The sequence below is a fragment of the Pseudomonas sp. P4_C3 genome (assembly GCF_056402075.1).
Window position 1 is genome coordinate 1 of sequence record NZ_JBFUIC010000722.1, and the last position, 831, is coordinate 831.

The window sequence follows — 831 nt, forward strand, 5'->3', positions numbered from 1 at the left end:
TTTATGCACTGTGTCCTTTTCGAAATCCGCCGCGGTTCGATCGGATGCATGAAGGCAAATCGATCCGCGCCGGCATCGAGTTCCGATGAACTACCGGTCTGGGGCACGGCCCCAGGCACTTTTGTCTGACACCCTGAAACGGAGACGCCAGCATGAGCACTTTGCAACTTCACCCTGTACTGGACAATGGTATCCAACCCGCCGCCGCGAATTTCACAGGTGGCACCCTGCAATGCCTGTGTGCGACTGACAAGGTCGAGGTCAAGATCGACGCACAAACTCTGCATAACCACGCGTGCGGCTGCAGCAAATGCTGGAAACCACAAAACGCGACATTCGCCGTCATCGCCGTGGTGCCTCGAGATAAGGTCAGCGTGATTGCCCACGGCGAAAAACTGGCGATTGTCGACGAATCCGCCACCATCCAGCGCCACGCCTGCAAGCAGTGTCACGCCCATCTCTTTGGGCGCATCGAGAACAAGGACCATGCGTTTTATGGCCTGGACTTCGTCCACACCGAGCTTTCGCCACAGAGCGGATGGGCTGCGCCGGGATTCGCGGCGTTCGTGTCCTCCATCATCGAAACCGGCACACCGCCCGCGCAAATGAAGGCTATCCGCGAGCGCTTGCGCTCGATCGGCCTGGAACCCTATGACTGCCTGTCCCCGGACTTGATGGACGCACTGGCGACTCATGTCGCCAAACAGAAAGGCCTGCTCCCCACCGCCTGATTGATCGGTTGCCGCGGTTTCTTTTCCGGACCGCGGCTCCGATTCACCTTTGATGTTGTGCGCCCCACATAATTAACTGGGGGGCTGTGGGCATTAAGAC

General features: G+C 58.6%; 1 protein-coding gene. It reads left to right on the forward strand.

From position 1 onward, the window contains the following. Positions 1–152: 152 nt before the first annotated feature. A complete protein-coding gene (gene gfa / locus AC1DVH_RS32055) occupies positions 153–731 on the forward strand; it encodes an S-(hydroxymethyl)glutathione synthase (protein WP_477757159.1) in 579 nt (192 codons plus the stop codon). Positions 732–831 lie beyond the last annotated feature (100 nt).

Excerpts from the sequence above, each read along its gene's own strand:
- gfa (WP_477757159.1), top strand. The coding sequence starts at position 153 with ATGAGCACTTTGCAACTTCACCCTGTACTGGACAATGGTATCCAACCC.